Raw genomic sequence first — 26,079 nt, 5'->3', positions numbered from 1 at the left:
CCGCCCTGGGGTCAGGCGGGGATTCGCCCGCCGATGGCGAAGGGCCGGGCGGCCTGAGACGCATAGCGCTCCAGCCCCAACCCTTCGGTGTCGATGTCCGCGGTGCGGCCGCAGACGAGGTCGGCCAGCACCCGGCCCGATCCGACCGCCATGGTCCAGCCCAGCGTGCCGTGACCGGTGTTCAGGAACAGGTTGGCGATGGGCGTCCCGCCGACCACCGGCGGGCCGTCGGGAGTCATCGGCCGCAGCCCGGTCCAGAACTCGGCCCGCGCCACGTCGCCGCCGTGCGGGAACAGGTCGGTGACCACATGCTCCAGCGTGCGCCGCCGGGCCGGCCGCAGGGTCAGGTCGTAGCCGGCCAGCTCGGCGGTGCCGCCGACGCGGATGCGGTCGCCCAGGCGCGTGATCGCCACCTTGTGGGTCTCGTCCATCACAGTGGATTCCGGTGCACCCGTGGCGTCGGTGATGGGCACGGTGATCGAATAGCCCTTGACCGGGTAGATCGGCAGGCCGAGTCCCAGCGGCTTCAGCAGATGGGGCGAATAGCTCCCCAGCGCCACCACGTAGGCGTCCGCGGTCATCTCTCCGGCGTCGGTCACCACGGCGGTGATGCGCCGCCCGTCGTGGGCAAGGTGCCGGATGCCCGTACCGTAGCGGAACTCGACGCCGGCTTCGGCGGCCAGCTTTGCCAGCGCCCCGGTGAACAGGAAGCAGTCGCCGGTCTCGTCGCCGGGCAGCCGCAGGCCGCCGGCGATCTTGTCGCGCACCGCCGCCAGGCCGGGTTCGGCGCCGATGCAGCCGTCGCGATCGAGGAGTTCGTACACCACGCCGAAGCGGTCGAGCACCGCCGTGTCGCTGCCCACCGCGTCCAGTTGCGCCTGCTTGCGGAAGAGCTGCAAGGTGCCGCGGGCCCGCTCGTCATAGGCGATGCCGGTGGCCGCGCGCAGGTCGCGCAGGCAGTCGCGGCTGTACTCGGCCAGCCGGACCATGCGGCCCTTGTTGATCTCATAGCGTTCGGCGGTGGCGTTGGCGAGAAGGCGCAGAGCCCACGCCCACATGGCGGGGTCGAGCCGCGGACGGATCACCAGCGGCCGATGGGTCATGGCCAGCCACTTCACGGCCTTCAGCAGCAGGCCGGGCGCCGCCCACGGCGCGGAGTATCCGGGCGACACCTCGCCGGCGTTGGCGTAACTGGTTTCCAGCGCCGGACCCGGCTGGCGGTCGATGACGGTAACCTCGTGCCCCGCCCGCGCCAGGTAATAGGCCGACGACACGCCGATCACGCCACTGCCCAGAACGATGACTTTCACAAGGGATCTCCCGCCATTCGGTCCACGCCCGTTCCCCTGATCGCAAGGCCCGTGCCAGCCTCCGGAAAGGGCGCGAATCCACGTTCCCGCGCGTCTGCCACTGTAAACGATTGTGTACGGCCACCCGGCGGGACGCCTCCGGAAGCGGATAAAACCCCGTTCCGACAAGTCGTTGGCCGATGTGTACACGATCGTGTACGCTGTAACGGATAACGTACAGCCCCGTCGGGAGATCCCGTCCCCATGCGCATCGCCATCGTCTTCGCCGACCGGGTCGGCATCGCCCACGAGGTATTGGCCGTCCTGGCCCGCCGGCGGCTGAACGTGGTGGCGGTGGAGGTGGAGCCGCCGCACATGTACGTCGACGCGCCGGAGCTGGACCCGGCGTCGCTCGCGCCCTTGCGCGCGGATCTCACCGGGGTGCCCGGCGTGCGGGACGCGGTGGCCATCGACCTGCTTCCGGGGGCGCGGCGGCGGCTCCACCTCGACGCCGTTCTGGCCGCCCTGGCCGACCCGGTGCTGGCCGTCGATGCGCAAGGCGCCATCGTGCTGGCCAACCCCGCCGCTGCCGCCGCCGCGGTCGGCAGTGGTGGTGGCGGTGCCGACCCGGCGGATCTGCGGGGGACGTGCGTCGGCACCCTGTTCGGCGACGCCGCGCTGCGGGCGGAGCTGATCGCCACCGGCTTCCGGGCGCCGGCGCGCGAGGTGGTGCTGGGGGGTCGGCCCTATCTTCTCGACGTCCGGCCGATCGCCGAATCCGCCGCCGGCGGGCCGGCCCGGGCGGCGGGTGGGGTGGTGATCCTGAACGCCCCCAGCCGGCTGGGTGAACGGCTGCACGCGCTGCGCAACTTCGACGAGGGCGGGTTCGAGCGCATCCTCGGCGACTCGCCGCCCATCCGCGAGTTGAAGGCGCGGGCGGCGCGGGTTGCGGCGGTCGACGCGCCGCTGCTGATCCTGGGCGAAACGGGGACGGGCAAGGAACTGATCGCCCATGCCTGCCACCGCGCCAGCGCGCGGGCGGAGCGGCCCTTCCTGGCGCTCAACTGCGCCGCCCTGCCGGAGAACCTGGCGGAAAGCGAACTGTTCGGCTACGCCCCCGGTGCCTTCACCGGCGCCCGGCGCGGCGGCAAGCCCGGCCTGCTGGAACTGGCCGACCGGGGCTCGGTGTTCCTCGACGAGATCGGCGAGATGTCCCCCTATCTCCAGGCGAAGCTGCTGCGCTTCCTGAACGACGGCAGCTTTCGCCGGGTCGGCGCCGAGGCGGAGCAGCGTGTCGACGTACGCATCATCAGCGCCACCCACCGCAACCTGGACCAGATGGTGGCCGAGCGCGCCTTCCGCGAGGACCTGTTCTACCGCCTCAACGTGCTGACCCTGCGCGTGCCCCCCTTGCGGGCGCGCGGCGACGACATCCTGCTGCTGGCCCGCCATTTCATCGACCGGGCCTGCGCCCAGACCCGCGGGCCGACCCGCCGGCTCACCGCGGGGGCCAGTGCCGCGCTGCTGGCCAACGCCTGGTCGGGCAACGTGCGCCAACTCGAGAACATGATCTTCCGCGCCGTCACCATGAGTGACGGTCCGGATCTGGACGTCGCGGATCTGGAGATCGCCACCTCCCGCATGGCCGCCGGCGAGCCCGGCGCCCTGGCCGACCGGTGGGAGGACGCGGTGGCCGAGTTCGAAAAGGCGCTGCTGAACCGGCTGTTCCCCGCCTATCCGTCCAGCCGGAAGCTGGCCGCCCGGCTGAAGACCTCCCACACGATGATTGCCAACAAGCTGCGCAAGTACGGCATCGCCCGCGGGTGAGGAGGGGCGGAAGACGGCACCGCGCCGGAGTCGTCCCACACATCTCCGGCGCGGTGCCGTTCCTGTCCCGCCCGTGCATGCCGCACACCGGCGGGACCGTCCACCACCACCCCGCCACACTGCCGCTCCCCCGTCATGGCCGCAACGGCGCGTTGGAGACGGGCCGACCGCCACGCAAGCGCACCGCCTGCCGCTTCCGGATGGAAGCATACCCCGTTGCGCGGCCCATCGGGTGCGCCCCGGCCGGGTGGCGAGGCCTCCGGGACGGCCGCAACCGGGGGCTGGACGCAGAGTTCCCGTGACAACGGGTGGTGTTTCGCGGCACTTCGCGTCGGTTCCCGGCCCGGTCGCCGCACTCCCTTCGGGTCACCCCTCCCAACGCCCTGCCCACCCGGATTTTCTTCCATCGGTCTTTTTATTCGAAGGAGTATCGCCAACGGATTTCCGTCCACCAAAGATTTCTTGATGGTTTTCCGCCCGCCTCCTAAGTCGCTGCCTGCACCGGGACTGCCACGCTCCCACAGCATCGGCCGGATTTATGCGGCCATGATTATGGAAGATGGCACGAGAGAGATGTTCCGGCACGACAAGTCGGCAAACGGATGCAGCCCGCCCGAAAGCGGACGCGGCGGCTGCGACGGAACCATGCGGGGCTAAGCGATGAGCAAATCGGATCCGGAAGTGGTCTACGATCTGGCAGCCGACCGGAGGTCGGCGCTGCCGTCGGTGGGGCTCGGGCTGCTCCTCGCCCTGGCCGACGGCACGGCCCTGGCGGTGATGGGCTGGCTGGTGCTGTACACCGGCGCCACCACCGCCCTGTCTGCGGACCATGACCTGGCGCAACGGGCCCTGCTGACGGGGCTGATGCTGGTGCCGCTCATCAAGTCGGTGTTCGGCATCTACGCTCTGGGGCGCTTCGACTATGCGGAGCGGGCCCGGCGCACCTTCCAGGCCGCCGTCCTGTGCACGGCGGTGCTGATCGTTCCCTTCATCGTGATGGAGGGCTTCCGGTCCTTCTTCGGCCTGTCGCTGGCGGTGGCGCTGGGCGGTTTCGCGCTGACCTTCGCGGTCGACATGCTGCTGGTCCACGGCGTGCTCGCCTTCGCCCACCAGTGGCGGGTACCGGTGGTGATCGTCGGCGCCGGCCCCCAGGGGGCGGCACTGGCCGAGAAGCTGCAGCGGCTGCCGTGGCTGGGTATGCGGCCGGTGTGCTTCGTCGACGAGGACGAGGCCCTGTGGCACCGCCGGGTCGCCGACCTGCCGGTGATCGGCCCGCCGTCCACCCTGCGCACGTTCCCGGCCTACGCCGCGCAGGCCCGGGCCGCCATCGTCGCCGACATCGGCCGGCACGGCTCCGACCTTACGGCGCTGATGCGCTCCCTGCCCTTCCGTCAGGTCTATTGCGTGCTGGGTGAAGGCAACGTCAGCAGCCTGGACGCCAGCTTCCACAACCTGCACGGCTCCCTGTCCCTGCGCGTCAGCCTGCGGCCGCGCACCACGTACCTGCGCATCCGCCGCACCATGGACATCGTGCTGGCCGGGCTGGCGCTGCTGGTCTTCGCCCCGCTGATGCTGGCGATCGGCATCCTGATCAAGCTGGACAGCCGCGGGCCGGTGCTGTTCCGGCAGGAGCGCTGGGCCGGCGGCAACCGGACCTTCAAGCTGCTGAAGTTCCGCACCATGCACGTGGACGCCGAGGAGCAGCTTCAACGCCTGCTGGAATCCGATCCCGAGGCCCGGCGGGAGTACGAGATCTTCCACAAGCTGACCTTCGACCCGCGCATCACCCCCTTCGGCCGCTTCCTGCGCAAAACGTCGCTGGACGAGCTGCCGCAGCTCTGGAACGTGCTGACCGGTGAAATGAGCCTTATCGGACCGCGCGCCTACATGCCCCGCGAACTGCCGGAGGTGGGTGAGTCCGCCGCCATCATCGGCACCGTCACCCCCGGCGTCACCGGGTACTGGCAGGTGTCGGGGCGCCATCGCACCAGCTTCCAGGAACGTGTGCGCATGGACGTCTTCTACGTCCGCAACTGCGGCCTGCTGTTCGACTTCTACATCCTGGTGAAGACCGTGTTCGTGGTGCTGCGCGGCGAAGGAAGCTGAGCGGTCCGCCATCGGCGGGCGGAATACCGGAGGCGGGCCGGCGCTGCGGCCCGCCTCATGCTTTCCAGAAGGGCTTCGCCGCCTCCGCCCGGGCGGTCGTTTCGTCCAGGCCGATGTCGGCCAGCAGATGGGCGTCCATGCGCGCCAGTGCACGCCGATAGGCGCTGCGCTCCCGCCACATCCGGGGCCGGTCCAGCCAGCGCGCCAGCCAGTGCCGGGACCGCTGCGGGGGCCCGGCCGGACGCTCCCGTGCGTGCGCTGTGCTCATGCAGGCCATGACACTCCCCCCTCGCCACCATCGCCGGTCGGGGGCCAGAATCAACCGCACGGCGCCTTGTCGACAAACCATGCTTTCTCATAGCATGGATGATCGACGCTCATTCATGACCACCCCATGCGCCGCCACCTTCCGCCGCTCCACGCCCTGCGCGCCTTCGAGGCGGCGGCGCGCCACCTCAGCTTCTCCCGGGCCGCGGACGAGTTGTGCGTGACCCAGGGTGCGATCAGCCGTCAGGTGCAAAGCCTGGAGGAATGGTTGGGCGCGCCCCTGTTCCGGCGGCTGACCCGGCGCGTCGAACTGACCGAGGAGGGCCGGTTGCTGCTGCCGGTGCTGTCCCGCTCCTTCGACCACATGGCCGAGACGATGGCGCGCCTGACCGCGCGGGGGCGGGACCTGCGCATCCGGGTGGCGTTCTCCTTCGGTATCCGCTGGCTGATGCCGCGCCTGGGCCATTTTCAGGCCCGCCACCCCGATGTGCAGGTGCGTGTCACGGTGGGCTGGACCAACCACACCGACGTCGACCCGCAGGAGTTCGATGCGGCCATCACCTTCAGCCCCGCGCAGCCCGGGGCGGCCGCGGTGGAGGTGCTGCCGGAGCGCCTCACGGTGATCTGCGCCCCCGCCCTGGCGGCCGGCCTGCGTACGCCCGCCGATCTTGCCGGGATCCCCCTGCTGCACGGCTGTTCGGAAGGGCGGGATTGGGACCTCTGGCTTGCCGCGGCCGGCCTGCCGACCCCCGACGCCCTGCGCCGGGGCGCGGTGTTTGACGCCATGGACCCGGCGTTGCAGGCCGCCGCCTCCGGTCTCGGAGCGACGGTCGCCGACCGTGTGCTGGCGGCGGCGGACGTGGCGGCGGGCCGGCTCGCCCTGCCGTTTCCCGGGATCGAGGCGACCTCGGGCAGTTACTGGTTCGTCTGCCCCGAAGGCACGGCGGACCGCCCGGCCATCGCTGCCTTTCGCGATTGGTTGCTGGCCGAGGCGCGCAACCGGCCGGAGTGATCGGAGGTCCGCATCCGGCCTCCCGGACGGAGCGGCGGCGCGGCCGTTGGCCGTACACCGTCCGCGCGGCTTACATCGCCTGTGTGTGCCTTGGCACTCTGTGCATCCGGCCGGAGCCGGCTCCGTGTCGGGTGTGGCACTCCCCTGGAAGGAAACATAATTCGCAAGTCATACATAAGCTTCAGTGTGTAACCCCCTCGCTCCGTTGCCGTCCTGACGCACCGTTCTTATCTCGGTTCCAAGTCTTACGGCGAGCAGAACGGAACTATTAGTACACTATTTAATCCGGCTTCACCAGCCGACCGGAGGGAGGACGGGAATGCGGAAGGATGCTCTGGGCGGGTTGGTTCGCTGGTCGGGACTCGGCTGGGGATTGCGCGCCCTGTTCGCCCGGCGGCGGGTCACCATCGTGGTCTACCACGATCCCGATCCGTCGGTGCTGGAAGAGCATCTCGCCTTCTACGCCCGCCATTACACCTTCACCACCATGGACGCCGTGGCGGATGCCCTGGAGAACGGTGACTGGGACGCCCTGCCCGCCTATCCACTGGTGCTGACCTTCGATGACGGCCACCGGGGCAACGCCGCCCTGGCCGACCTGTTCCGCACCTATGGGGTGCGGCCCACCATCTTCCTGTGCAGCCGCATCGTCGGAACCCACCGGCCCTACTGGTGGAAGACCGGGGCGGCGGCGCGCCTGGGCGCCGAGGCGTTGAAGCTGGTTCCCGATGCGGAGCGCCGCCGGCGCCTGGCCGAAGCCGGCGACGACCCCGACGCCGACGCGACCGCCCCGCAGGCCATGGGCTGGGACGACGTGCGCCGCCTGGCGGATTGCGCCGACTTCGGCGCCCACACCCGCACGCACCCGATCCTGCCCCGCTGCAACGACCAGCAGGCCGAAGAGGAGATCGCGCTGTGCCGGCAGGAGCTTGAGGAAGGGATGGGGGGCACGCCGTGCCGCCACTTCGCCTTCCCCAACGGTGACTACGGGGAGCGCGACCTGGCGATCCTGCGCCACGCCGGCTACCGCACCGCCCGCACCATCGAACCGGGCTGGAACGGCCCCGACACCGATCCCATGCGCCTGAAGGGCTTCATCGTCTCCGACGATGCGACCGTCCCGTGGCTGGAGGTGCAACTGACGGGGATACCCCGCCTGCTGCGTGTCCTGCGCCGGGCGTTGCGCGGCGCCCGGGCGGCGGCAACGGCCGGCACGCCGCCGCCGACCCGCACCGCCGGCGGACCGGCCAGCGCATGAACCGGTACGGCCGAAGCAACTCGCAAGTATTACCCAAACAAGGATGCCTACCCCTTCCTAGAGGATTTCAATATCCACGAATTTCGAGGGATTACCGTCCTTACGCCGTTTCAACGCTTCACCGGGACGTGCAATATAACCACAGACCACGTTCACCAATTTGCGGCTGTCCGCCCAGACGTCCGCGCCACCCAGTCCCCGAACGGAGGTGTCTTCGCAATGCTGACCGCCACCAACACCGAGCCGAAGGTCGACACCATGATCACTCAGCAGATCCGCTCCTTCATCGTCGAGAACTTCCTGCTGGGGAAGGACTCCGGCTTCGACAACGGCGATTCCCTGCTGGAGACGGGAATCATCGACTCCACCGGGATCATGCACGTGGTCGCGTTTCTTGAGGAGAACTTCGGCATCGCCATCGACGACGACGACCTCGTGGCCGACAACCTCGACTCCGTCGCGCGCATCGCCGCCTTCGTGCGCAGCAAGCAGGCGCTCAAGGACGCCGCCTGACCGGGGGATACGCCAACCCGGTCCGGGCCGCCCACGCCCGGACCGGCGCCCCTGCTCCACCGACGGGACATGCCCATGGCCTATCTGGTTCACCATTTCCTGCGCGACACCGCCCGGCGCCTGCCGGACAAGACCGCGCTGATCGCCGGCAAGGTCCGGCGCAGCTTCGCCGACCTGGACCGCGACAGCGACGCCATCGCCGTCGCGCTGCGCGAACGCGGGGTGCGGCGCGGCGACCGCGTGGCGATCATGCTGGAAAACTCCGCCGAGTACGTCACCGCCTTCTTCGGCGCCAGCAAGGCCGGCGCGGTCTATGTCCCCGTCAACCCCTCCACCAAGGCCGACAAGCTCGCCTACATCCTGAACGACTGCACGGTGACGGCGCTGGTCGCACCGACGGCGCTGGCCCGCACCGTCCTGCCGGCGCTGGCGGAGGCTCCTTCGGTCACCTCCACCCTGTGGGTCGGCCCGGTGGTGCCGGACTGCGCCGGGGCCGCCTCCTTCGCCGAGGCCCTGGCCGGAGCGGCCACCCCCGGTGACGCCGGCCTGATCGATCATGACCTGGCCGCCATCCTCTACACCTCCGGCACCACGGGCAAGCCCAAGGGGGTGATGCTCACCCACGCCAACCTCTGCGCCGTCAACCGGTCGATCGCCGAGTATCTCGCCAACACCGCCGACGATGTGGTGATGTGCGTTCTGCCCGTCACCTTCGGCTATGGCCTTTCCCAGGTGGTGACCTCGGCGCTGGTCGGCTTCACACTGGTGCTGGAACGCTCCTTCGCCTTCCCGGCCGACACGCTGGCGCGCATGGTGGAGCATCGGATCACCGGCCTGGCCGGGGTGCCGACGCTGTTTGCCACCCTGTTGCAGATGGAGACGGCGCGCACCGCCGACCTCTCCTCCCTGCGCTACCTGACCAACGCCGCGGCCCCCATGCCGGTGGCCCACATCCGGCGGGTGCGCGAACTGTTCCCGCACGCTGCCTTCTTCTCCATGTACGGCTGCACGGAATGCTCGACCCGGGTCGCCTATCTGGAGCCGGAGCGGCTGGACGACAAGATCGCCTCGGTCGGCCGCGCCATCCCCAACTGCGAGGCGATGGTGCTGGACGAGGACGGCAACCCCGCCGCCCCCGGCGTGGTGGGCGAACTGGTGGTGCGCGGCGCCAACGTCATGCGCGGCTACTGGAACCGGCCGGAGGCGACGGCGGACAAGCTGCGCGACGACCCGCGCGGCGGCAAGCGCTACCACACCGGCGACCTGTTCTACGCCGATGCCGAGGGATTCCTGCACTTCGTCGCCCGCAAGGACGACGTGTTCAAGTGCCGCGGCGAGAAGGTCAGTCCCAAGGAGGTGGAGGCGGTCCTGTGCGAGCTGGACTGCATCGCCGAGGCGGGCGTGGCCGGCGTCCCCGACCCGGTCGACGGCATGGCGGTCAAGGCGTTCCTGGTCCCGCGCGAGGGTGCGACGGTCAACGAGGCGGAGGTGCGCCAGCACTGCCGTGCCCGGCTGGAGAGCCACATGGTCCCCCGGTTCATCGAACTGCACGCCGAACTGCCGAAGACGGAGTCCGGCAAGCTCAAGCGGGCGGTGCTGGCGGGCACCGCCTGATCCGTTCCGGCACCGTCACCCAACGAGGAGTGCACCCCATGTGTGGTGTCGCTGGTATTCTCGCCGGCCCGCGCGCCGAGCCCCCCGACCTGGAAGAGCTGCGGCGGATGATCGCCATGCTGGGGCACCGCGGGCCCGACGGGTATGGCCTCTACCGCGACGACCGCGTCGGGCTGGCCCACGCCCGTCTCAGCATCGTCGGCCTGGCCGGCGGCTTCCAGCCCATCCGCAACGAGGACGGCAGCGTCTGGATCTCGTTCAACGGCGAGATCTTCAACCACGTCGAACTGCGGCGGGAACTTGAGGCGCGCGGCCACCGGTTCTACACCCGCACCGACACCGAGGTGATCGTCCACGCCTTCGAGGAGTGGGGACCCGCCGCCTGGGCCCGCCTGAACGGCCAGTACGCCTTCGCCCTGTGGGAGGCGGCGGAGCGCCGCCTGTGGCTGGTGCGCGACCGCATGGGCATCCTGCCCATGCATTACGCCCGCGTCGGCGACCACATCGTCTTCGGCTCGGAGGTCAAGGCGCTGGTGGCCGGCGGCCGGGTGGCGCCGCGGTTCGACGGGTCGCGCCTGGCGCGGGTCTTCGCCCACTGGTCGGTGGCCCCCCACGGCAGCGTCTTCGCCGGGGTCGAGGCGGTGCCGGCGGCGACCGCCCTGTGCATCGACGAGACGCTCGCCATCCGGGCCGAGCGCTACTGGACGCCCCGGGTGGAATGCGATCCCGCCCTGGCCGGGCTGTCGGTGGACGAGGCGGCGGACGCGCTGGGCGAACGGCTCGGCGAGGCGGTCCGCCTGCGCCTGCGCGCCGACGTGCCGGTCGGCGTCTACATCTCCGGCGGCCTGGACAGCTCGGTCATCGCCGGGCTGGTGCGCCGGGGCAAAGACGGCGGCGTGCACAGCTTCGGCGTCCGCTTCGCCGACCCCGCCTTCGACGAGACCGAACAGCAGCGCAGGGTCGCCGGCTTCGTCGGGACCGAGCACCACGAGATCCTCGTCGGCCCCCGCGAGATCCAGGAGGCCCTGCCCGACGTGGTGTGGCACGCCGAGACGCCGCTGCTGCGCACGGCCCCGGCCCCCATGTTCATGCTGTCCCGCCTGGTGCAGGACAACGGCATCCGCGTCGTCCTGTCCGGCGAGGGAGCGGACGAGCTGCTGTCGGGCTACGACGTCTTCAAGGAGGACCGGGTGCGCCGCTTCTGGGCGCGCCGACCGGACTCGGCGGCGCGTGCCCGGCTGATGAGCCGCGTCCACGCCTTCACCGCCATGGGCGGCAACAAGGCGAGCCCGCTGTGGCAGAGCTTCTTCCGCCGTGGCCTTCAGGACACGGATGACCCCTTCTACGGCCACCGCATCCGCTGGACCAACACGGCATGGACGCAGCGCCTGCTGTCGCCCGACGTGCGCGCCGCCTTCGACGGGCCGGCGGCCGAGCGGGCCATCCTCGACCGCCTGCCCGAGGGCTACGCCGGCTGGTCGCCGCTGGCCCGGGCGCAGGCGGTGGAGATGGACACCTTCCTCACCCCCTATCTGCTGGCCAGCCAGGGCGACCGCGTCGCCATGGCCAACAGCATCGAGGTCCGCTACCCCTTCCTCGATCCCGACGTGGTGGAGCTGTGCAATGCCCTGCCGGACCGGGTGAAGATGCTGGGGCTGCGCGACAAGCTGGCCCTGCGCCGGCTGGCCGGCCGACTCCTGCCGCGGGAGGTCGGTCATCGTCCCAAGCGCCCATACCGGGCGCCCATGACCACCTCCCTGTTCGGGCCGCAGGCGCCGGACTATGTCCACGAGCTTCTCAGCGAACGGGCGCTCGACGGGTTCGGCCTGGTGGACGCCGCCGGGGTCGCCCAACTGGCGGCCCGCGCCCACCGGCAGGAAGGCCGCATGGCCGGCGAGCGCGAGGAGATGGCGCTGGTCGGCGTGCTGACCCTGCAGATGCTCGCCCACGCCTACCGGGAGGATTTCCGCGACCGCGCCACGCGCGCGCGGGGTCGGCTGGAAGCCGCCACCCTGCACGTTCTGGAAGACCACGCCGGTGCCCGGCCCGCCGTTCGGCACGCCGTACGCGCCGGCTGATCCGCACTGACGACACCACACACACCACCGCACACGCGAACCGGGGAACCACACCACATGCTGAACGACCTGCATCCGTTCGATAGCCGCGTGCTCGACCTCGACTGCGCCGCCGCGGCCCGCGAGATCGAGCAATCCATCCGCGACACCGTTGCGGTCGACCTGCGCCGCCAGGGCATCGTGCTGGGCGTGTCCGGCGGCATCGACTCCTCGGTCTGCGCCGCACTGGCGGTCCGCGCGCTGGGGCCGGATCGGGTGCGCCTGCTGCTGATGCCGGAAAAGGAGTCCTCCGACAGCAGCACGCAGCGCGGCCGCCTGCTGTGCCACCAGCTCGGCGTCGAGCCGGTTATGGAGAACATCACCGCCCCGCTCACCGCGCTGGGCTGCTACGAGCGCCGCGACGCGGCGATCCGCCGTCTGATCCCCGGCTTCGGGCCGGGCTGGAAGCAGAAGATCGGCCTGGCCGGCGGCCTGCTCGACCATGACCGGGTCAACTACTTCACGATCACCGTGCAGTCGCCGGACGGCGACATGAAAACGGTGCGCATGCCGGTCGACGTCTATCTGGAGGTGGTCGCCGCCACCAACCTGAAGCAGCGCGTTCGCAAGACCATGGAATACACCCACGCCGATGCGCTGAACTACGCCGTGCTGGGAACGCCCAACCGGCTGGAGTACGAACTGGGCTTCTTCGTGCGCGGCGGTGACGGCCTGGCCGACCTCAAGCCGATCGCCCACCTCTACAAGACGCAGGTCTACCGGATGGCCGCCTGGCTGGGCCTGCCGGACGAAATCCGGAACCAGACCCCCAGCACCGACACCTACACGCTGCCGCAGACGCAGGAGGAGTTCTACTACGCCCTGCCCTACGACAAGCTGGACCTTGCCCTGTTCGCCTTCGGCAACGGCGTCTCGGACGAGGCGGCCGCGCGCGGCCTGGGGATCGAGCCGGCGCAGGTGCGCCGCGTCTACCAGGACATTGTGCGCAAGCGCCGCACCTCCGCCCGCATCCTGCGCGACGCCATCCTGGTGCAGAAGGTCGACATGGAAGGGGCCACGGCATGAGTGTGGTCGCCTGGGCCCAGAGGGGCATCGGGCGGTTCGAACCGGACGACGGCCCGGCGCTCGCGGCGTTCCACCGGGAGTTCTTCGGCGCGGACTCCATCCAGGCGGATCCGGCGTACTTCCGCTGGATCTACCGGGAGGTGCCCCACCCCGATCCGGAGGGGCTCCAGCTCTGGCTGTGCAAGCGCAACGGCGCCATCGTCGGCCAGCAGTCGGGCATCCCGTTCCGCCTGAAGACGGGAGACCGGACGGTCGCCGCCTCGTGGGGGATCGACCTGATGGTGGCTCCGGAATGGCGCCTGCGCGGAGTCGGCCCGGCGCTGACCGAGACGCACGCCAACACCGGCGCGGTGACGGTGTCGCTGGGCATGACGGATCCGGCGTACAAGTCCTACATCCGCTCGGGCTGGTGCGACCTAGGCTCCATGCCGACCTTCGTGCGGGTGATCGACCCGGCCGCCAGCCTGCGGGCGGCCGGCCGGGGCGGTACGGCGGTGCGGCTGGCCGCCGGTGCTGCCCGCCCGGTGCTGACCGCCGCCGCCATGGCCATGGCGGCGGCGGCCAGCCTGCGCGGCGCCCGCCCGGTGGAGGTGGACGGCTTCGACGGCCGGTCCGACGCCTTGTGGGAGGCGGCGGCGCCCCAATACCCGGTGCTTGCGCGGCGTGACCGGGCGTTCCTGAACTGGCGCTTCGACCGCTGCCCGGCCGCCGCCCGCTTCCGGCGCTTCTACGTAATGCGCCGGGGCGAGCCGATGGCCTACGCGGTGGTACGCCTGGACCGCTGGAAGGGCGCCACGGTGGCGGTCGTGGTGGATTATCTGGCCCGTCCCGGCTGGCTGCGGCCGACCTTCGCGCTGCTGGTCGACCAGGCGCGCCACGACGGGGCGGCGGCCCTGCTCTGCCGCACCATGAACCGGGACGCCGCCGGGGCGCTGACCCCGCTGGGCTTCCTGTGCCTGAAGAACGGGCTGAACAAGGCGACCCGCGTGGTCGCCCGTCCCGGCCCCGGCTACGAGGAGCTGAAGCCCCTCCTGGCCGATCCGCGGAACTGGTTCCTCACCACGGCCGACAGCGACATCGGCTTCCGCGAACTGGCTGACGGATAGAACGGAGGGCCCCTTGCGCCGCAACGGCGGGAGGGGCACCCCCGTTGCGCCGCCTGTCCGGACGGCGGCGCCGAATGCGGCAGAACCTCAACCTTCAGAAAGAATACGTCTCTTCCGCGAAAGCATACTCCCGCGCCGTGGCCGGCTCCGCTTGCGCTTTTTAGATTGGTCGAGGGTTCGCCCGAGACGCGACGAGCCCGCGGAGCGAACCATTGCGCCCGGCGCGGGGCCTGGACATTGCAACATGGCGGTGAATCCGATGACGACACGTGCGCCCGACTCTCTCACCATCTATTCGACATGCCCGCAGTCGAAGGACGTGCCGCAGGCCGAGTACCTGCGCACGGCCGTCCGGCACGCGCAGTGGAGCGAGGAGGCGGGCTGTGCCGGCATGCTGCTCTACACCGACAACGGTCTGGTCGATCCCTGGCACCTGGCCCATGCGGTGATGGCACACACCGACCGGCTGGCGCCGCTGGTGGCGGTGCAGCCGATCTACATGCACCCCTACTGGGTGGCCAAGCAGATCGCCTCGCTGGCCTTCCTGCACGGCCGCAAGGTCGCGCTGAACATGCTGGCCGGCGGCTTCCGCAACGACCTGCTGGCCCTGGGCGACGACACGCCCCACGACGACCGCTACGTCCGCACCGCCGAATACACCCGCATCATCACCGGCCTGCTGGAAGGGCGCGCGCCGGTGACGCTGGACGGTCGCTACTACCGCGTCACCAACCTGACGCTGGCGCCGGCTCTGCCGGAGTCGCTGTTCCCGGACATCCTGATCTCCGGCTCCTCCGACGCCGGGCTGGAGGCGGCCCGCACCATCGGCGCCACCGCCATCCGCTATCCCAAGCCGGCGGAGCAGGAGGTCGGCGAGGCCGATCTGGCCGGAGTGGCCTGTGGGGTACGGGTGGGCATCATCGCCCGCGACACCGCCGACCGCGCCTGGCGCGTCGCGGCGGAGCGCTTTCCCGCCACCCGCCAGGGGGCGGTCCTGCACCGGCTGGCCACCGCCGTGTCCGACAGCGTGTGGCACCGCCAGCTCTCCGACCTGGAGGAGCGGCCGGCCGGCCCCGACAGCCCCTACTGGCTGGGTCCGTTCCGCAACTACAAGACCTTCTGCCCCTATCTGGTCGGTACCTACGAGGATGTGGCCACTGAACTGGCGCGCTACATCGCCAAGGGGCACCGCACCGTCATCCTCGACATCTCGCCCTCCGCGGCGGAGTTCGAACACATCAACACCGCCTTCGATCTCGCACTCAACAAGGTGAGCCATGCCCAAGCTGCTGCATGACCTGGTCAGCGCCAGCGCCGACCGCCACCCGACGGCCACCGCCGTCGTCATGCGCGACCGGCGGCTGACCTACCGCCAGCTCGACGACGCCGCGACGCGGCTGGCGCACTGCCTGCGCGACGCCGGCTGCCGCGACGGCGACCGGGTCGGCCTGATGCTGCCCAAGTCACCCGACGCGGTGGTCGCCATGCTGGGCGTGCTCAAGGCCCGCTGCCTGTACGTCCCCATCGACGTGCAGAACCCGGCGCCGCGCGCCGCGCGCATCGTCGACGCCTGCCGTCCCCGCGTGCTGCTGGCCGCCAAGCCGGCCGGCACGCTGCTGGAGAACGTCCGCGCCGTCAGCGAGGCCGCCCGGGCGGCGGCCGTGGGCTGGCTGGAGGGCGACGCGCCGGCGGAGATCGCCCCGGCGTTCGGCCGGGACGACGTGGACGCCCGGCCGGCGACGCCGCTCGACCTCCCCGGCGCGCCGCAGGCCAACGCCCACATCCTGTTCACCTCGGGCTCCACCGGGCTGCCCAAGGGCGTGGTGATCCCCCACGCCGCCGCCGTCACCTTCGTGGAGTGGGCGACCGACTACTTCGGCTACCAGCCGGGCGACCGGGTGTCGGGGCACGCCCCCTTCCATTTCGACCTCTCCACCTTCGACATCTACGGCGCGCTCAGCACCGGCGCGGAGCTGCACCTGGTGCCGCCGGAGCTGAACCTGCTCCCGGCCAAGCTGGCCGCCTTCATCCGCGAGCACGAGCTGACCCAGTGGTTCTCCGTGCCGTCGGTGATGAACTTCATGGCGCGCATGGACGCGGTAAAGCCGAACGACTTCCCGTCCCTGACCCGCGTCCTGTGGTGCGGCGAGGTGCTGCCGACGCCGGCGCTGATCCACTGGATGGAACGGCTGCCCCACGTGCGCTTCACCAACCTTTATGGTCCCACCGAGGCGACCATCGCCTCCAGCTTCTACACCGTGCCGTCGGTTCCCGCCGACCCGGCGCTGCCCATCCCCATCGGCACGCCCTGCGCGGGGGAGCGGATGTTCGTCCTGGACGACGCCGGCCGGCCGGCACCGGCCGGCGAGATCGGGCACCTGTTCATCGCCGGGGCCGGCCTCGCCGACGGTTACTGGGAAGACCCGGAGAAGACCGCCGCCGCCTTCGTGCCGGCGGCGGACGGGGACGGGCTGATGTACCGCACCGGCGACCTGGCCAAGCGAGGGGAGGATGGGCTGATCCACTTCGTCGGCCGCGCCGACACCCAGATCAAGAGCCGCGGCTACCGCATCGAGCTGGGCGAGATCGAAGCCGCCCTGGGCGCCGTCGAGCGGCTGAAGGAATACGCCGTGGTCGCCGTGGATCGCGACGCCTTCGAAGGTGCCACCATCTGCTGCGCCTACGCCCCGAACGAGGGCACGGAGCTGCCGCCGGCCGAGCTGCGCACCCTGCTGGCGGCCCGCCTGCCCGGCTACATGCTGCCGACCCGCTGGGCGGTGATGGACCCGCTGCCGAAGAACGCCAACGGCAAGATCGACCGGCGCCGTCTTCAGGACGAGACGTTCGCCACCCCGGCGGCCGGGCGGGGTGCCGCATGACGGCGCCCGCCAAACCGCTGTCGATCCTGCTGGCCGGCGAGGAGGCGGCCGGGCTCCAGCTTCTCCAGGCGCTGGCGAAAACCGGCCACCGCATCGTCGGCGTGCTGGCCTCGCCCGACGGCACCCCGTCGGGCGGTCCCGGCGTGTGGCAGGCGGCGCAGCGCCTCGGCCTGGCCACCTGGCCGGCCGATTTCGTGCGACGGCCGGAGTTCGCCGAGGCGATCCGGGCGGCCGGGGTGGACCTGCTGCTGAACGCCCATTCCCTGCACATCATCTGTCCCGAGGTGCTGGACGCGCCGCGGCTGGGCGCCTTCAACCTGCATCCCGGCCCGCTGCCCCGCTACGCCGGGCTGAACGCGCCGAGTTGGGCCATCGTCAACGGCGAAACCGAACACGCGGTGACGGTCCATCGCATGGTCCCGCGCGTCGACGCCGGCCCGGTCGCCTACACCCACCGTTTCCCGATCGCCCCCGGCGACAGCGCGCTGAACCTGTACGTGAAATGCACCCGCTACGGCGTGCCGCTGATGCTGCGGGTGGCCGAGACACTGGCCACCGACCCCGCCTCGCTGCCGGCCGTGCCGCCGGGCGACGCGGGCCGGCGGGTCTACGGCCGCCGGCCGCCCGACGACGGCTGGGTCGATTGGAGCGGTCCGGCGGCCCGCATCGCCGCACTGGTGCGCGCCTGCGACTTCGGCCCCTTCCCCAGCCCGTGGGGGACGGCCCGGGCGTCGCTGGCCAGCCGCGTCCTGGCGCTGATCCGGGTGCGCACGACCGGCCGGCCGGCCGGGGCGCCGCCCGGCAGCGTCGTGTGGGTGGACGGCAGCGGTGCCCGCGTCGCCTGCGGCGACGAGGAGCTGTTGATCGAGAAGCTGTCCGTCGATGGCCGCCGCATGGCCGCCGCCGACCGTCTGGCACCGGGCGATCTTCTGTCGGGCAAGCCCGCCGACCTCACCCTTCCTTCCCAGGCTGCATAGGTGTCGACGATGACCTCGCCGAACTCCTTCGAAACCACGCTGATGAACATCTTCGCGACGGATCTGAACGTCGCGGTTCCGGATCCGGAGACCGACCTGATCGAAACCGGGCTGATCAACTCCGTCACCTTCGTGGAACTGGTGATGATCCTGGAAGAGCGATTCCAGGTCACCGTCCCGCTGGACGAGATGGAGCTGGACCAGCTCCGGACCGTGGATCGGATCGCCGCCCTGGTGGCCGATCTCGCCCGCAAGCCGGACACGGCGGCGGCCTGAGCCGGCCGCCACCGGCACCATGCGCCCGCCCCGGACGGGGCGGGCGGCGGTGCCTATTCGCCGCCGGGGATCACCGGCTTGGCGCCCCAGATCTCCTCGGCGTACTCGCGGATCGTGCGGTCGGACGAGAACCAGCCCATCCCGGCGGTGTTGAGCACGGCCTTGCGCGCCCATTCCTCCTGATCGCGGTAGAGGGCGGTGGCCGCCTCGTGGGCCCGGCAGTAGTCGGCGAAATCGGCGGTCACCAGGAAATGGTCGCCGCCGTCGGTCAGCGCCTGGATGATCGGGTGGTAGCGGTGGGGATCGTCGGGTGAGAAGACGCCGGTGGAGATCATGTCCAGCGCCCGCTTCAGGCTGGGGTTGGCGGCAATCACCTGGCGGGGATTGTAGGCACCGCCCTGGCGCAGGGCGTTCGCCTCGTCCACCGTCAGGCCGAAGATGAAGATGTTCTCGTCGCCGACCGCGTCCTTGATCTCCACGTTGGCGCCGTCGAGCGTGCCGATGGTCAGCGCCCCGTTCAGCGACAGCTTCATGTTGCCGGTGCCCGACGCCTCCATGCCGGCGGTGGAGATCTGCTCCGACAGGTCGGCCGCGGGCATGATGATCTCGGCGGCGGTGACGTTGTAGTTGGGCAGGTAGACCACCTTCAGCAGGTCGTGCAGCGCCGGGTCGTGGTTCACCACCTTGCCGACGTCGTTGATCAACTTGATGATCAGCTTCGCCATCTGGTAGGCCGGAGCGGCCTTGCCGGCGAAGATCTTGGTCACCGGCACCCAGGTGACGGTGGGGTTGTCGCGCATCTCGTTGTAGAGCGCCACCGTCTGGAGGATGTTGAGGAGTTGGCGCTTGTACTCGTGCATGCGCTTGACCTGCACGTCGAACAGGCTGTCCACCGGCACCTCGACACCGGTCTGGCGCGCGATGTAGGCGGCCAGGCGCTTCTTGTTGGCGCGCTTGGCGCGGCGGAACTCCTCGCGGAAGACCGGGTCGTCCGCCTTCGGCGCGATGGCTTCGATCAGGCTGAGGTCGGACACCCAGCCCTTGCCGATCCGGCTGGTGATCAGTTCGGCCAGGGGGCGGTTCGCCTGGTGCAGCCAGCGCCGCGGCGTGATGCCGTTGGTCTTGTTGTTGATGCGGTCCGGGAACTCGGCGTGCATGTCGGCGAACACCGTCTGCTTCATCAGATCGGTGTGGAGGGCGGACACGCCGTTCACCTTGTGCGAGCCGACGAAGGCGAGATTGCCCATGCGCACGCGGCGCTCGCCCCGCTCGTCGATCAGCGACAGGCGCGACAGGCGGGCGTTGTCGCCGGAGGAGCGGGCGCGCGAGCGGTTCAGGAAGCGGGCGTTGATCTCGTAGATGATCTGCATGTGGCGGGGCAGCACACGCTCCACCATGCGCACCGGCCAGGCTTCCAGCGCCTCGGGCAGCAGGGTGTGGTTGGTGTAGGAGAAGCAGCCCCGCGTCAGCTCCCAGGCCTTTTCCCACTGGACCGCGTGCTGATCCACCAGCAGGCGCATCATTTCGGCAATGCCGATGGACGGGTGGGTATCGTTGAGCTGGATCGCCGCCTTGTCCGGCAGGCTGTCGAAGTCGGAATGGTGCTGCAGGTACCGGCGCAGAATGTCCTGCAACGAGGCGGACGTGAAGAAATACTCCTGCTTCAGGCGCAGCTCGCGCCCGGTCTCGGTCGCGTCGTTGGGGTAGAGGACGCGGCTGAGGTTCTCCGACATCACCTTCTGCTCGACCGCCTTCATGTAGGCGCCGTCGTTGAAGTGGCCGAAGTTGAAGTCGCGGGTGGCGCGCGCCGACCACAGGCGCAGCGTGTTGATGGTCCGGCCGCCGTAGCCGACCACCGGCGTGTCGTAGGCCATGGCCAGCACGCGGTCGGCGTCCACCCAGCGGTAGGCCCGTTCACCCACCGAGTCGCGGAACTCCTCGACCCGGCCGTAGAACTGCACGGGGTACAGGACTTCCGGCCGCGGGAATTCCCAGGGGTTGCCGAACTGGAGCCATTGCTCGGGATACTCGACCTGCCAGCCGTTTTCGAAGCGCTGCTCGAACAGGCCGAACTCGTACCGGATGCCGTAGCCGTAGCCCGGATAGCCCTGCGACGCCATGCTGTCGAGGAAGCAGGCGGCCAGCCGCCCCAGGCCGCCGTTGCCCAGCGCGGCGTCCGGCTCGGCGTCGACCACGTCCTCCAGGGTCAGGCCGATGCGGTCCAGCGCCTCCCGGCAACTGTCCATGATGCCGAGATTCGCCAGGCTGTTCGTCAGCAGCCGGCCGATCAGGAACTCCAGCGACATGTAGTAGACGCGCTTGGCATCCTCGTCGTAATAGGTGCGCGTGGTGTCCATCCACCGGTCGACCAGGCGGTCGCGCACGGCCAGAGCCACGGTGTGAAACCAGTCGCGCCGGGTCGCCGAGCGCGGGTCCTTGCCGACGGAATAGGTGAGCCACTCCAGAAAGGACCGCTGCAACCCGTCGACGTCGAGGCTGCGCCGTTCGATTTCGCGGGTCTTGAAACGAGCGTCCATGCGTCTTGACTTCCTTGCTCAGGCCGGCCGGCAGATGGGGGAGTGGGAACCGAAGGTTTCCCGAACCGGGCCAGTTTCGATCGCTGTTGGTTAAGCATGATTTAAGGCTTGCCGATCAACGATGCGGCTGCCCCTTAATTGCAGTCAAGTATATTGCCGCTGTGACCGACGGGCGACGGTGGCTGCCACCTCTTTCCCACCGCGGCGAAGCGCGTATGATGGCGCCGCCGCTTCCGCCCGGATCCGCTCCATGCCGAATGACGCCGACATTCTGACCGCCGCCGGTAGCGTGGAGCAGCGCCGGGCCGACCCCGCGGACATACCGGCGCTGCTGGCCATCGAGCAGCGCTGCTTCACCACCGACCGGCTGACGCGGCGCAGCTTCAACTACCTGCTGACCCGCGCCAACGCCGCCGCCCTGGTGGAGGTGCAAACGGGTACCGTCGCCGGCTATGCGCTCGTCCTGTTCCATGCCGGCACCTCGCTTGCCCGGCTCTATTCCTTTGCCGTGGACCCGGCCTTCCGCGGCCGGGGGGTCGGCCGGCGGCTGCTGGCCGCCGCGGAACGGGAAGCGCGCGCCCACGACTGCCTTTATGTACGCCTTGAGGTGCGTCGCGACAACGCCGCCGCCATCGCCCTGTACAAAAGTGCAGGCTACCGTGAGTTCGGCGTCTACGACGACTACTACGAAGACCACATGGAGGCGCTGCGGCTGGAAAAGCGCCTGGGCACCGGCGGCACGGTGGTCCCGCCGGTGCCTCACCCGGTTCCCTACTACCAGCAGACCACCGATTTCACCTGCGGTGCCGCCTCGCTGATGATGGCGATGAAGGCGCTGGACCCGGCGGTGGAGCTGACACGGCGGCTGGAGGTGCGGATCTGGCGCGAGGCGACCACGGTGTTCATGACCTCCGGCCATGGCGGCTGCGGCCCTTACGGCCTGGCCCTGTCGGCATGGCGGCGCGGCTTCGCGGTGGAGATCTTCGTCAAGGACGAGGGCGTGCCGTTCGTGGACAGCGTGCGCGACGCCGACAAGAAGGAGGTGATGCGCGTCGTCCATGAGGACTTCCTGGACGAGCTGGCGCACACCGACATCGCCCTGCACCAGCGCACCCTGTCGGCGGCGGACATGGCGCAGGCGGTGCACGACGGGGCGATCCCCATCGTGCTGATCAGCAGCTATCGCATCTATCGGGAGAAGTTTCCCCACTGGGTGGTGGTGTCGGGCGCCGACGACCGCTTCCTCTACGTCCACGATCCTCTGGTCTACGACCGTCACCACGCCGAGCTGGACCGCACCGCCATGCCCATCCCCAAACACGACTTCGAGCGCATGGCCCGCTACGGCAAGGCCCAGCTCAAGGCGACGGTGCTGCTGCGCGCCCGTCCCGCCCACACCCCAACCCGGCCGGGGGCCTGATGCCCGCGTATCTCGTCGTCGTCGACCGCCGCTCCGCCTTTCCCTGGACGAAGCCGAACCTGCACGTGGTGACGGCGCGGGACTTTGTCACCAACGCCATACCCGCCAAGCTGCGCGACCCGCGGATCATCAATCTCAGCCGCAGCCACGAATACCTCGGCACCGGCTATTACTGCTCGCTGCTGGCCGAGGCGCGGGGCGACCGGGTGATCCCCACCGTCAAGACGATCCTCGACCTCAGCCGCCGCACCCTCTACCGCGCCGCCCTGCCGGAAGTGGAGGAGGCCCTGCGCCGCAAGATCAAACGCCTCGCCGACCCGCCGGAGACGTCCTTCAACCTCACCGTCTTCTTCGGGCGAGCTGACGACCGCCGGTTCCAGGACATCGCCCGGCAGATCTTCGACCTGTTCCGCTGCCCCATCCTGAAGGTGCAGGTCCGCCTGAAGGAGACCTGGGTCGTCCACGCGGTGGAGCCCCTGGCGCTGGAGGACCTGAAGGAGGACCAGAAGCCGCAGTTCGAGGCGGCGCTCGACGCCTACACCCGCACCACCTGGCGCGAGCCGACGGCACGGCCGGGCATGCGCTGGTCGCTGGCGATCCTGCACGACCCGAAGGAGGCGCTGCCTCCGTCCGGTCCGCGGGCTTTGCAGAAGTTCATCCGGGCCGGCGAGAGCCTGGGCGTCGAGGTGGATCTGATCGAGAAGCGGGACTTCCTGCGGCTGGCGGAATACGACGCCCTGTTCATCCGCGAGGGCACGGCGCTGGACAACCACACCTACCGTTTCGCCACCAAGGCGGAGGCGGAGGGCATGCCGGTGATCGACGATCCCAACTCGATCCTGAAGTGCACCAACAAGGTCTATCTGGCGGAACTGCTGAAGGCCAACCGGATTCCCGCCCCCCGCACGGTGATCCTGGACAAGCGCGGCCTGGCCGGGCTGGAGCGCGAGATCCCCTTCCCCATCGTGCTGAAGATCCCCGACGGCTCGTTCTCCCGCGGCATCTTCAAGGTGGGGACGCGCGCCGAACTGGAAGCCACCGCCGAGGGTCTGTTCGAGGAATCGGACCTGATCCTGGCCCAGGAGTTCATGTACACCGAGTTCGACTGGCGGGTGGGCGTGCTGAACCGCAAGCCGATCTACGTCTGCCAGTACCTGATGGCGCGCAAGCACTGGCAGATCGTCAAGCACGGCCAGAACGGCCGGGCCGAGCAGGGTGCCTCGCGCACCCTGCTGGTCGAGGAGGCCCCGCCGGAGGTGGTGGAGACGGCGGTGAAGGCGGCGGCGCTGATCGGCGACGGCCTCTACGGCGTCGACCTCAAGCAGAACGACCGCGGCATCCACGTCATCGAAATCAACGACAACCCCTCCCTCGACCAGGGCGTCGAGGACGCGCGGCTGAAGGACGAGCTGTACCTCACCGTCATGCGCGAGTTCCTGCGCCGGCTGGAGGGCCGTTGAGCGCCGTTTTTCCCGTTACGGCCAAGCCTATGCCGGCGGCGGCCTGACCTAGGCCGTAATAGGCGTCTCTCTGCCCGATGGCCGATCTTCGCATCGGCCGCGGCGGAACAACCCCCCGTGCCTCGCGTTATGACCCACGACGTCACTTCGAACGGGAGCACTCCGGAAGATAACCCGTCCCGGAATGCTTGCCTCTTTGAGGAAACGGGGAGACGAGCGATGACGAGAACCGTACACCCGCCCGAAGCCGACAGGGCCGGACCGGCCGAATAGCAGCGACACGACCAAAACCGACATTCCGACGATCAAGTTCTTGCCGGAGCCGCGCCGTTCGGCGCGCCGGAAGGAATTCGTCGTCTTCAGACCGGGCGGTCGGCGCCACATCCGGGCAGCCGCCGCCGAATGGAACCGCGGAGGAAAAGAGACCATGGCGTATTCGTTCGAGGCCGAGCTTGTCCGCTGCATGCCGAACCTTCAGCGCTATGCGTGCAAGCTGACGCGCGACGCGTCCGCCGCCGAAGACCTCACCCAGGACTGCCTCGCCCGCGCCCTCTCGCGCTCCCACCGCTTCGAGCCGGGCACCAACATGCAGGCGTGGCTCACCACCATGCTCAAGAACCTTCATTTCAACAATTTGCAGCGCGACAAGCACGTCACCAAGGTGGAACTGTGGGACGGGGCCATGTCGGTCGAGGCGTCCCAGCTCTCCCGCCTGGTCTTCCGCGACGTCGACCGCGCCTTCGGCGCCCTCACCCCCAGCCAGCGCAAGGTCGTGAAGCTGGTCGCCATCGAGGGCCGCCCCTATCAGGAAGCCGCGGAGAAGCTGAACGTGTCCATCGGCACCATCCGGTCCCGCCTGTGCCGCGCCCGTGAACGCCTCAACAACCTGATGGCCGCCTGACCGATCCTCCGCATTCCGATTGCGGCGCAAAGGCCGGGGCATCACTGCCCCGGCCTTTGCGTTGTTCGGGTCACCCGTTGATGACGCTGCCGCCGTTGGGATGCAGGACCTGGCCGCTCATGTAGCTGGAATCGTTCCCGGCCAGGAAGACGTAGGCGGGCGCCACCTCGTCGGGCTGACCGGGACGCCCCAGCGGCACGTCGGTCCCGAAGCTCTCCACCTTCTCCGGAGGAAAGGTGGAGGGGATCAGCGGCGTCCAGATCGGCCCCGGCGCCACGGCGTTGACGCGGATGCCCCGTTCGGCAAGCTGGAGCGCCAGCGACCGGGTGAAGGCCACGATGGCGCCCTTGGTCGAGGAATAGTCGACCAGCGTCGGGTTTCCCTTGTACGCCGTCACCGACGTGGTGTTGACGATCGTTGCGCCTTCCTTCATGTGCGGCAGTGCCGCCCGGGTCAGGTAGAAATAGGCGAAGATGTTGGTGCGGAAGGTGCGTTCGAGCTGTTCGGCGGTGATGTCCTCGAACCGCTCCTGCGGGTGCTGCTCGGCGGCGTTGTTCACCAGGATGTCGAGGCGGCCGTGCTCTTCGATCATCTGCGCCACGGCCCGGCGGCAGATGTCCTCGTTTCCGACGTCGCCGCGGATCAGGGTGCAGGTTTGCCCCTCTGCCCGGACCAGCTCCGCCGTGTCCCGGGCGTCCTCGTCCTCCTCCAGGTAGACGATGCCCACCCGCGCTCCTTCGCGGGCGAACAGCACCGCCACCGCACGGCCGATACCGCTGTCGCCGCCGGTGATCAGCGCCACCTTGCCCTCCAGCTTGCCGCTGCCGCGATAGCCGGGTCGGGTTTCCGACGGGTGAGGCCTCATCGGGCCTTCGCGGCCGGGCTGCACGTCCTGATGCTGGGCCGGCTGCCCGCCCTCCTGCTGCGCCATGGAGATCTCCTTGTGATTCCAACGGGTGTGGCCGGCGCGGCACGGTGCCGCGCCACGCGCCATCCTCTGGAACAAGCGATCCGAGCCGCTGTTACATCGGGCGACACGAAAGCACGGCGGCGGGGCGGGAAAATCGACGGCAGGCACGTCGGCGGGTGGAACCGGGACCGTACCCAACCGTTGTTCGAATGCACCTCATAATAAGGGGTACGGGCACTCCCGCCCCCTTACGGGATGGATTATAGTGCCGGACGGGTCGCCGACCGCTAAAGCCGGTCTTGGCAAGGGCTTGGAGACGCTCCGGGATCGTATGGACATGAAGCGCGTGACCATGAGCCACATCAACGCTTACCTGGACGGCGCCCTCAGCGAGCAGGAACGCCGCGACTTCGAAGACCGCGTCGAATCCGACGCGGACGCCAAGGCGCTGCTGGCCCTGCACCGCCAGCACGTGCAGGAACTGCACCGGCTCTATGATCCCGTGCTGGAAGAGCCGGTGCCCGAACGGATGCTGGAGGTGCTGCGCAAGCGGCGACCCAAGGGGTGATCCCCCGCCGCGCGGG

General features: G+C 69.8%; 21 protein-coding genes. 17 read left to right on the top strand and 4 right to left on the bottom strand.

Annotated elements, in window-relative coordinates; genetic code table 11:
- Positions 1-11: 11 nt before the first annotated feature.
- Positions 12-1,310, bottom strand: coding sequence for a D-amino acid dehydrogenase (locus G472_RS0106160; protein ID WP_029007673.1), 1,299 nt, complete (start codon positions 1,308-1,310; stop codon positions 12-14).
- 243 nt (positions 1,311-1,553) lie between these two features.
- On the opposite strand from G472_RS0106160, the gene G472_RS0106155 reads away from it, so the two are divergent.
- Both G472_RS0106155 and G472_RS0106150 read left to right on the top strand, forming a co-directional pair.
- The gene (locus G472_RS0106155) at positions 1,554-3,116 is read left to right on the top strand and encodes a sigma 54-interacting transcriptional regulator (RefSeq protein ID WP_029007672.1); all 1,563 of its coding nucleotides are present in this window, start codon (positions 1,554-1,556) and stop codon (positions 3,114-3,116) included.
- Positions 3,117-3,776: 660 nt separating this feature from the next.
- Positions 3,777-5,222: an exopolysaccharide biosynthesis polyprenyl glycosylphosphotransferase gene (locus tag G472_RS0106150; protein WP_029007671.1), complete on the top strand. Its 1,446-nt coding sequence runs from the start codon at positions 3,777-3,779 to the stop codon at positions 5,220-5,222.
- 55 nt (positions 5,223-5,277) lie between these two features.
- On the opposite strand, the gene G472_RS0106145 is transcribed toward G472_RS0106150, so the two are convergent.
- Positions 5,278-5,490, bottom strand: coding sequence for a DUF1127 domain-containing protein (locus G472_RS0106145; protein WP_035691369.1), 213 nt, complete (start codon positions 5,488-5,490; stop codon positions 5,278-5,280).
- 126 nt (positions 5,491-5,616) lie between these two features.
- Between G472_RS0106145 and gcvA the strand changes: the two genes are divergently transcribed.
- From gcvA to G472_RS31580, 11 genes are all read left to right on the top strand, one after another.
- A complete protein-coding gene (gene gcvA / locus G472_RS0106140; protein ID WP_029007669.1) occupies positions 5,617-6,501 on the top strand; it encodes a transcriptional regulator GcvA in 885 nt (294 codons plus the stop codon).
- A gap of 319 nt (positions 6,502-6,820) precedes the next feature.
- Positions 6,821-7,759, top strand: a complete 939-nt coding sequence (locus G472_RS0106135; RefSeq protein WP_029007668.1) for a polysaccharide deacetylase family protein — start codon at positions 6,821-6,823, stop codon at positions 7,757-7,759.
- A gap of 219 nt (positions 7,760-7,978) precedes the next feature.
- Positions 7,979-8,272 carry an acyl carrier protein gene (locus tag G472_RS0106130; protein WP_051340481.1) on the top strand — a complete coding sequence of 98 codons (294 nt, stop codon included), beginning with the start codon at positions 7,979-7,981 and terminating at the stop codon, positions 8,270-8,272.
- Between the two features lie 75 nt (positions 8,273-8,347).
- Positions 8,348-9,886 carry a class I adenylate-forming enzyme family protein gene (locus G472_RS0106125; protein WP_035691131.1) on the top strand — a complete coding sequence of 513 codons (1,539 nt, stop codon included), beginning with the start codon at positions 8,348-8,350 and terminating at the stop codon, positions 9,884-9,886.
- Positions 9,887-9,924: 38 nt separating this feature from the next.
- On the top strand, positions 9,925-11,964 hold the full coding sequence (gene asnB, locus G472_RS31595) for an asparagine synthase (glutamine-hydrolyzing) (RefSeq protein ID WP_051340480.1): 2,040 nt from the start codon (positions 9,925-9,927) through the stop codon (positions 11,962-11,964).
- 57 nt (positions 11,965-12,021) lie between these two features.
- Positions 12,022-13,029, top strand: a complete 1,008-nt coding sequence (gene nadE, locus G472_RS0106115; RefSeq protein ID WP_029007665.1) for an NAD(+) synthase — start codon at positions 12,022-12,024, stop codon at positions 13,027-13,029.
- A complete protein-coding gene (locus tag G472_RS0106110; RefSeq protein WP_029007664.1) occupies positions 13,026-14,135 on the top strand; it encodes a GNAT family N-acetyltransferase in 1,110 nt (369 codons plus the stop codon). Before nadE ends, G472_RS0106110 begins: the two co-directional genes overlap by 4 nt.
- 259 nt (positions 14,136-14,394) lie before the next feature.
- Complete coding sequence (locus G472_RS31590; RefSeq protein WP_051340508.1) at positions 14,395-15,432, top strand: LLM class flavin-dependent oxidoreductase; 1,038 nt, start codon at positions 14,395-14,397, stop codon at positions 15,430-15,432.
- Complete coding sequence (locus G472_RS31585; RefSeq protein ID WP_051340479.1) at positions 15,413-17,014, top strand: amino acid adenylation domain-containing protein; 1,602 nt, start codon at positions 15,413-15,415, stop codon at positions 17,012-17,014. Before G472_RS31590 ends, G472_RS31585 begins: the two co-directional genes overlap by 20 nt.
- Positions 17,011-17,991, top strand: coding sequence for a methionyl-tRNA formyltransferase (locus tag G472_RS0106095; RefSeq protein ID WP_029007663.1), 981 nt, complete (start codon positions 17,011-17,013; stop codon positions 17,989-17,991). The genes G472_RS31585 and G472_RS0106095 overlap by 4 nt, the downstream gene beginning before the upstream one ends.
- Positions 17,992-18,000: 9 nt before the next feature.
- Complete coding sequence (locus G472_RS31580; RefSeq protein WP_035691129.1) at positions 18,001-18,267, top strand: acyl carrier protein; 267 nt, start codon at positions 18,001-18,003, stop codon at positions 18,265-18,267.
- Between the two features lie 53 nt (positions 18,268-18,320).
- Here the strand turns inward: G472_RS31580 and G472_RS0106085 are convergent, their stop codons facing one another.
- On the bottom strand, positions 18,321-20,804 hold the full coding sequence (locus G472_RS0106085) for a glycogen/starch/alpha-glucan phosphorylase (protein WP_029007662.1): 2,484 nt from the start codon (positions 20,802-20,804) through the stop codon (positions 18,321-18,323).
- A 250-nt stretch (positions 20,805-21,054) separates the two neighbouring features.
- Here G472_RS0106085 and rimI point away from each other — a divergent pair, with 250 nt between their 5' ends.
- The 3 genes from rimI to G472_RS0106070 all read left to right on the top strand — a co-directional run bounded on the left by rimI (position 21,055) and on the right by G472_RS0106070 (position 24,585).
- Entirely contained in the window at positions 21,055-22,224 is a 1,170-nt protein-coding gene (rimI, locus tag G472_RS0106080; protein ID WP_051340478.1) for a ribosomal protein S18-alanine N-acetyltransferase, read from the top strand.
- Positions 22,224-23,684, top strand: coding sequence for a RimK family protein (locus G472_RS0106075; protein ID WP_029007660.1), 1,461 nt, complete (start codon positions 22,224-22,226; stop codon positions 23,682-23,684). Before rimI ends, G472_RS0106075 begins: the two co-directional genes overlap by 1 nt.
- A 427-nt stretch (positions 23,685-24,111) precedes the next feature.
- Complete coding sequence (locus G472_RS0106070; RefSeq protein ID WP_029007659.1) at positions 24,112-24,585, top strand: sigma-70 family RNA polymerase sigma factor; 474 nt, start codon at positions 24,112-24,114, stop codon at positions 24,583-24,585.
- Between the two features lie 70 nt (positions 24,586-24,655).
- On the opposite strand, the gene G472_RS0106065 is transcribed toward G472_RS0106070, so the two are convergent.
- Positions 24,656-25,516, bottom strand: a complete 861-nt coding sequence (locus G472_RS0106065) for an SDR family oxidoreductase (protein ID WP_029007658.1) — start codon at positions 25,514-25,516, stop codon at positions 24,656-24,658.
- 316 nt (positions 25,517-25,832) lie between these two features.
- Here G472_RS0106065 and G472_RS0106060 point away from each other — a divergent pair, with 316 nt between their 5' ends.
- The gene (locus tag G472_RS0106060; protein WP_029007657.1) at positions 25,833-26,063 is read left to right on the top strand and encodes an anti-sigma factor family protein; all 231 of its coding nucleotides are present in this window, start codon (positions 25,833-25,835) and stop codon (positions 26,061-26,063) included.
- Positions 26,064-26,079: the final 16 nt, after the last annotated feature.

Origin of the sequence: Azospirillum halopraeferens DSM 3675 (genome assembly GCF_000429625.1) — a bacterium.
GTDB lineage: Bacteria > Pseudomonadota > Alphaproteobacteria > Azospirillales > Azospirillaceae > Azospirillum > Azospirillum halopraeferens.
Note: the sequence above shows the minus strand (reverse complement) of the source record. Positions and strands in the feature narration are given on the sequence as shown.

Excerpts from the sequence above, each read along its gene's own strand:
- G472_RS31580 (WP_035691129.1), top strand. The coding sequence starts at position 18,001 with ATGACCTCGCCGAACTCCTTCGAAACCACGCTGATGAACATCTTCGCG.
- G472_RS0106095 (WP_029007663.1), top strand. The coding sequence starts at position 17,011 with ATGACGGCGCCCGCCAAACCGCTGTCGATCCTGCTGGCCGGCGAGGAG.
- G472_RS0106060 (WP_029007657.1), top strand. The coding sequence starts at position 25,833 with ATGAAGCGCGTGACCATGAGCCACATCAACGCTTACCTGGACGGCGCC.
- G472_RS31585 (WP_051340479.1), top strand. The coding sequence starts at position 15,413 with ATGCCCAAGCTGCTGCATGACCTGGTCAGCGCCAGCGCCGACCGCCAC.
- nadE (WP_029007665.1), top strand. The coding sequence starts at position 12,022 with ATGCTGAACGACCTGCATCCGTTCGATAGCCGCGTGCTCGACCTCGAC.
- G472_RS0106065 (WP_029007658.1), bottom strand. The coding sequence starts at position 25,516 with ATGGCGCAGCAGGAGGGCGGGCAGCCGGCCCAGCATCAGGACGTGCAG.
- gcvA (WP_029007669.1), top strand. The coding sequence starts at position 5,617 with ATGCGCCGCCACCTTCCGCCGCTCCACGCCCTGCGCGCCTTCGAGGCG.
- G472_RS0106135 (WP_029007668.1), top strand. The coding sequence starts at position 6,821 with ATGCGGAAGGATGCTCTGGGCGGGTTGGTTCGCTGGTCGGGACTCGGC.
- G472_RS0106085 (WP_029007662.1), bottom strand. The coding sequence starts at position 20,804 with ATGGACGCTCGTTTCAAGACCCGCGAAATCGAACGGCGCAGCCTCGAC.
- G472_RS0106155 (WP_029007672.1), top strand. The coding sequence starts at position 1,554 with ATGCGCATCGCCATCGTCTTCGCCGACCGGGTCGGCATCGCCCACGAG.
- G472_RS31590 (WP_051340508.1), top strand. The coding sequence starts at position 14,395 with ATGACGACACGTGCGCCCGACTCTCTCACCATCTATTCGACATGCCCG.
- G472_RS0106125 (WP_035691131.1), top strand. The coding sequence starts at position 8,348 with ATGGCCTATCTGGTTCACCATTTCCTGCGCGACACCGCCCGGCGCCTG.
- G472_RS0106110 (WP_029007664.1), top strand. The coding sequence starts at position 13,026 with ATGAGTGTGGTCGCCTGGGCCCAGAGGGGCATCGGGCGGTTCGAACCG.
- G472_RS0106075 (WP_029007660.1), top strand. The coding sequence starts at position 22,224 with ATGCCCGCGTATCTCGTCGTCGTCGACCGCCGCTCCGCCTTTCCCTGG.
- G472_RS0106150 (WP_029007671.1), top strand. The coding sequence starts at position 3,777 with ATGAGCAAATCGGATCCGGAAGTGGTCTACGATCTGGCAGCCGACCGG.
- G472_RS0106070 (WP_029007659.1), top strand. The coding sequence starts at position 24,112 with ATGGCGTATTCGTTCGAGGCCGAGCTTGTCCGCTGCATGCCGAACCTT.
- G472_RS0106145 (WP_035691369.1), bottom strand. The coding sequence starts at position 5,490 with ATGAGCACAGCGCACGCACGGGAGCGTCCGGCCGGGCCCCCGCAGCGG.
- rimI (WP_051340478.1), top strand. The coding sequence starts at position 21,055 with ATGCCGAATGACGCCGACATTCTGACCGCCGCCGGTAGCGTGGAGCAG.
- asnB (WP_051340480.1), top strand. The coding sequence starts at position 9,925 with ATGTGTGGTGTCGCTGGTATTCTCGCCGGCCCGCGCGCCGAGCCCCCC.
- G472_RS0106130 (WP_051340481.1), top strand. The coding sequence starts at position 7,979 with ATGCTGACCGCCACCAACACCGAGCCGAAGGTCGACACCATGATCACT.